At 51.4% G+C, this 4,868-nt stretch carries 5 protein-coding genes and 1 pseudogene; all 6 read right to left on the bottom strand.

The annotated features are described in order from the left end of the window. Positions 1 to 345: 345 nt before the first annotated feature. Positions 346 to 1,079 (bottom strand): annotated as a pseudogene (locus CPT76_RS13635) (Vgb family protein). After that, the gene (locus CPT76_RS13640; RefSeq protein WP_105443299.1) at positions 1,069 to 1,734 is read right to left on the bottom strand and encodes a Vat family streptogramin A O-acetyltransferase; all 666 of its coding nucleotides are present in this window, start codon (positions 1,732 to 1,734) and stop codon (positions 1,069 to 1,071) included. The pseudogene CPT76_RS13635 and the gene CPT76_RS13640 overlap by 11 nt, the downstream one beginning before the upstream one ends. 371 nt (positions 1,735 to 2,105) lie before the next feature. Continuing rightward, complete coding sequence (locus CPT76_RS13645) at positions 2,106 to 2,765, bottom strand: spermidine synthase (protein WP_258168400.1); 660 nt, start codon at positions 2,763 to 2,765, stop codon at positions 2,106 to 2,108. Between the two features lie 12 nt (positions 2,766 to 2,777). Continuing rightward, the gene (locus tag CPT76_RS13650; protein WP_105444076.1) at positions 2,778 to 3,383 is read right to left on the bottom strand and encodes a DUF2087 domain-containing protein; all 606 of its coding nucleotides are present in this window, start codon (positions 3,381 to 3,383) and stop codon (positions 2,778 to 2,780) included. 359 nt (positions 3,384 to 3,742) lie between these two features. Next, positions 3,743 to 4,489 carry an alpha/beta fold hydrolase gene (locus CPT76_RS13655; protein ID WP_219845422.1) on the bottom strand — a complete coding sequence of 249 codons (747 nt, stop codon included), beginning with the start codon at positions 4,487 to 4,489 and terminating at the stop codon, positions 3,743 to 3,745. 91 nt (positions 4,490 to 4,580) lie between these two features. Continuing rightward, positions 4,581 to 4,868 (bottom strand): MarR family winged helix-turn-helix transcriptional regulator (locus tag CPT76_RS13660; RefSeq protein ID WP_146116314.1); only part of this gene is annotated, 288 nt, incomplete at its 5' end.

Consider the following 4,868-nt stretch of genomic DNA (forward strand, 5'->3'; position numbering starts at 1 on the left):
AGCGAGACAAACCGCGGTGAACTTTCGAAGCATGAATAATACACCTCAACTTTACGCTGATTTGGTTGGCAATTGAAAGAAACACCCTACTCCCGGCCCGTATTTGAAACCTCGCCATGCTGAACGCCGAACGGAATCGAGGTTCTCCATTGCTGTTACACAATCTATATTTAATATATCTAATATTGCTTTTACAAGGCTTTCGACAAAAATAGTTAAAAATTAGTACTCGCGGAGCATCCACTTAGTCCATTGTTCCGAATAAACGAACAGAAAAAGATATGTCATTTTCATACCAAAAAGCCTCAGGTCACGGATGATCCTGAGACTTTTGCTTCGCACTCTCTACTTGATCGTCAATCGTCCAAGACGATTGCTTTCTTCGGCAAACCACACCGTGCCGTCCACGGCCACAGCGATGCCATGCGGTTCCGCCCCCTGTGTCGGAATGTCATATTCGGTCAGTTTACCGTCCACGGAGATGCGGCCGATCCGGTTCGCACCCCATTCCGTGAACCAAAGGTCCTGGCCGATTCCGGACGTGATCGCGTGAGGCTTCGCCCCTGCGGTAGGCAGCGAATACTCGCTTATCTCACCTTCCGTCGTGATTCTGCCGACCCGATTACCGGCGATCTGCACAAACCACAGCGCGCCGTCAGGCCCCGCCGTAATCCCGACCGGTGCGGAACCTGGCGTTGGAAGCGCATAGTGAGTAACTGAACCGTCCGGTGCGATGGTGCCGATCCGATTCCCTTGGTTTTCCGTAAACCACAGCTTCCCGTCACTGCCTGTGGTAATGAAGGATGGAAAAGCATCCTCATGAGGAAGCTTGTACTCGGTCACTTCACCCCCAGGGCTGAGCCTGCCGATCCGGCCGGTCATCATCTCGGTGAACCAGATCGCACCCCCGCATTGGGTGTCGGCACGTCAAAAGCGGTAAATTCGCCACGCTCGCCCCGGGCTCCGATTCGGTTTCTTTTCTGTTCCGTGAACCACACGGTCCCGTCTCTGCCGGCCGTGATACCGTACGGCCCTGAGTCCGGCAAAGGCAAGAGGAATTCCTCTATTTCAATCCTCATCTGACCTCCCTCCTTCCTCTTGCTTCGGCTTGCCCATCTGCCGCAGCAGATCCATGTCGCTGCTGGCGATAGCGCCCATGAACCGCTCGATTTCTTCGATGTCGTGATCCCACCAGCGGATCTCCAGAAGCTCGGCGATCACCTCGGGTGCGTAGCGCTTGCGGATTTCCTTCGCGGGGTTGCCGCCGACGATGGTGTAAGGCTCGACGTCCCTTGTCACAACAGCTTCTGCCGCGATGATCGCTCCGTCACCAATCTTCACGCCCGGCAGGATCATTGCCCTTCGTCCGATCCAGACGTCGTTTCCCACAACGGTATCCCCCTTGATCGGGAGCTGATCTAGTGTTGGCGTGTGGGCTTCCCAGCCGTTTCCGAAAATGTTAAAAGGAAACGTGGAGCCGTCCATCCGATGGTTGCCTCCATCCATCATAAAACGCGCCTCTCCGGCAATCGAGCAAAACTTACCGATAATTAGCTTGGTTCCGAGAAATTCGTAATGATATAACACCTGATCTTCAAACGACTCTCCATTGATCGCATAGTAGTAAGAATAATCTCCCGCGATCAGGTTCGGCATCGTGATCACGTTTTTGATAAACTGCATATTGTTGTCCCCTGGTATCGGAAACTTCGCGTTCGGATTAGGACCTGGCATGCAAGTCACTCCTTTCTATTGTTCAGCAGATTGGATAGCTTGTTCGGTCGCCTCATTGCCACACAAAAAAGCCCCCTGTCCCGATGTTCAGGACAGGAGGCTGTATACGCATGGAAATCCGCTGAAACCTCTCGTCAAGAGAGTGCACCATGATCCCGTATTTAAGAAGCATATGCCCAACCGGCATGACTTCTTAAAAAAGCCCGCACGAATCCTATCCTAAACATCGTTTCAAACGATTGTTTTGTGTGGATAGGATTAGTAGATCATTGGCCTAAGGTCACCCTTTCATGACTTGAATGCCCTTAATTTACCATACCGCAGGCACAGGTTCAACCTTTTTTTCCATAAAGCGTTGCACGATTACTAGTTTAAGTTTTGGCTATGTACACCACATCCGGCTCGACGTTCCGCGGCTGCTCAATGCGGATTTCTTCCACTCCGGCAAAACGGGACTTGAGGAGCGCCTTAAATGCCGGAGACGCCGAAGCACTCCAGAAAGACATGACGCCTCCGGGATTCAGCAGGCGAGTAAGCGCCTTAAGTCCCTCCGGAGAATACAGGCTTTCGTTGTCTTGAAACACCGTCCAGTCCGGCCCGTTATCGATGTCGAAACAGATCGCATCGAACGTCTCGTCCGTCTCGGATATCCATTTCAGCAGATCGGCGCATATGACCCTCGTCTTTGAGTGGGACAGCGCGTTTCCGGAAAATGGCGCCAAATAGGTCCGGTTCCAGGCGATGACCTGGTCTTCGATCTCCACGACAGTGACTTGACCGGTTTGCGGATGATGCACGGCCTCTCCCAAAGAATAGCCGACGCCCAAGCCTCCGATCAGCAAGGTCATGCCGTCTTTGGCGCAGGCCTCGATGGCCGAACGGACAAGCCTTTTTTCCGACTCGCCGTTATAGGTGGCCATGAGAAACGTACCGTTGCTGATCAATTCGTATTCGCCGCACCGGCGCTGCAGCTGAATTTCACCGCGCGGGGTATCGCAGCGTTCCAAAACTTCCAATGGGTCTACTAGCACGTGACCGCCTCCCTAGAGATACTCCCATTTTTCCCACATTTCCACCGGGTTCAACTCATAGATTTCTTTTTCACGATACAGGTAGTGATGCATAATGAATTCCCTGCGGATCGTGGCAAAATCGGGGTGAAACGTTTTAATGAACTCGTTGATTTCCTTCTCCGTGTATTTTCGTCCCATATCCAGGTTTCGCACCATAAACTCAAGCACAATCAGCTTTTTCTTGAGCTGTGCCGGGATGTTCTTCAGCCGGCCGTCATCCATGATGAAGCTTTTGAGCACGGTGTCCCGAAGCTTCTCGTTCTTAGCGGACAACTGCGTCCCGGGCTGATCCTCCTGGGGCTCATAATTGCGGATCAGCTTCAGGAGCTGGCCTTCCGTACGCTCGATCATGTCCTGCGAAATCCGGTAGTACGACACGTTTTTTTCCCGGCGCTCCATGACAACCCCGACTTCCTTTAATTTGGCTATATGGTGCGTGATCGTCGCAGGGGTGACACCCAGCTTCTCAGCAAGGGTCATGCCGTTGATTTCTTCTTGAGACAGGAGTACCAGAATCCGAATCCGGTTCCGGTCGGCTAAAGCCTTATAATAATTGACCAGTTTATCGAGCTGCAGAAAAACCACCCTTTATATGCATATTAAATTTAATGTTTATTAAATATAAGGATAATCAATATTTTCGCTTCCGTCAAGAAAAGCGCTGGGAAAGCCCCTCTGTCCCTAAAGCTTGCAACGGTTATTTATGAAGATCGGGCTATTGCCGGAAAAGGTACCTTCCAGAAAAAAAAGACCCCCTATCGGGAGTCTGGCCATTTTGAAAATATGCTGTGTGTGAATAAAATTCAGATTCAACGCATCCTAGTTAAGCTCTTCTGTGCTTGGCTTCCTGCTCTTCGGTTACCCGATCAAGCCATTCTTCCACCAGGACGTGGAACAACCTGCTTTGTTCGATCTGCAAATTATGGCCGGCCCGATCAAGCATGACGAAGCTTGCCCCGATCAAGCATGACGAAGCTTGCCCGCGGATACTCATTCGCAAACGCCCACTGATTCCGATAACCGACGATATGATCCTGCCGGCCGGCCAGAATAAGCACGGGCTTCACATAAGGGGTGTCCAGCTGCTCCATTTCAGGCGAGAAATCATAACGCTGGCGTAGACGCTCCAGAAACGGCCGATCCGCTTTTTTGAGTCCGGTCACAATTTCCTGTTCAAACCGGCTCCAATTGTACTCGTCCTGTACCGTATGCATCCCGGTAAATTCACCCGCGTACGGATGGTTCAGCTGCGACATAAACTCTTCATCCCGGGCAATGAGCTGAAATGCCGGCGCGTCGTGCTTCGCCTGTCCGGCCGTCGGACAAATCAGGAGCAGACCCTCGATTTGATGCTGACGCTTCTTGAGCAGTCCTCTGGACAAATAGCCGCCGTAAGATTCTCCAGCCAAAATAAAAGGCACATCCCCCAAAACTTCTCCAACAAACTCATCGAGCGCCTCCAGCATATCATCCGTACTCTGGATACCGTCCGTAACGGTGCTGTCCCCCATTCCCGGCAAATCCGGATAAATCCTTTTCCAGCCGGATTGGCTCTTGAACACCGGTTCCATACATCCCGTCATGAGGTGATGGTCACAGGAAAACCCATGCAGCAGCAAAACCGGCTTACCGTTGCCGTGAATCTCGTAGTGAATCGTCGTATGTTTCAGCTCGCATTTCATAAAGAATGCCTCCTCACTATTTACATAGATATCTATGTAGTATAGTGTACCGAATAATTACATAGATGTCTATGTATTTGCAGATGAAGCATTAGAACCTCTTGAATATTTGCTCCAACAGGGATTCAAGCTGGACCTGCTCCTTGTCGGAAAGTCCGCCGTATATCGTCTCGTTGAGACGGGCGGACACTTCCTGGAACACCGGCTCCAATTCTTTCCCTTTTGGCGTCAGCGAAACCAGCGTCATGCGGCTGTCTTCCTTGCTCTTCACTTTGCGGACATATCCCACCTTCTCCAGTTTGTTTACGAGCACAGTGACCGTCGGCTGCGTCCGGTCGATTTTTTCGCTCAGGACGGTTATGGGCTGCATGTCCTGAGT

The sequence above is a fragment of the Paenibacillus sp. AR247 genome (assembly GCF_002968895.1).
GTDB lineage: Bacteria > Bacillota > Bacilli > Paenibacillales > Paenibacillaceae > Paenibacillus_AQ > Paenibacillus_AQ favisporus.